At 36.0% G+C, this 439-nt stretch carries 1 protein-coding gene; it reads left to right on the plus strand.

Annotated features, from left to right (window positions below):
- The coding region (locus tag E3E37_RS11115; RefSeq protein ID WP_167717415.1) for a Gfo/Idh/MocA family protein at positions 1–439 on the plus strand (439 nt) is incomplete at both ends.

Consider the following 439-nt stretch of genomic DNA (forward strand, 5'->3'; position numbering starts at 1 on the left):
TTTAGCCCACAAAAATGCTCTTAAGAACATCGAAACAATAAAAGTTGTATCCGTTATGGACATTAAGGGAAAGAAAGCAAAAGAAGCTGCAAAAGAGTTTAATGCTAAGTATTTTACAAATTTGGACGAATTTCTTGACTTAGATTTGGATGTTGTTGAAATTCTAACCCCAACTTATACTCATGCTGAGATTGCAATTAAAGCACTGAAAGCTGGCAAGCATGTTATTGTTGAAAAGCCAATCGCCTTAAGAAGTGAAGAAGCTGAAAAGATGATTAAAGTTGCAGAAAAAGAAGGATTGTGGCTTTTGGTTGGACACACGAGGAGATTTGATAAGAGATGGATGCAGATAAAGGAAATTATCAAAAAGAGGAACATCTTGCCAATGCAAATTAGAAAAGCAGAGGTTCAAAGACTTCCTTTCCCGAAAACTGCATGG

The organism is Thermococcus sp. ES12, assembly GCF_012027515.1.
In the GTDB taxonomy this organism is placed as follows: Archaea; Methanobacteriota_B; Thermococci; order Thermococcales; family Thermococcaceae; genus Thermococcus; species Thermococcus barossii.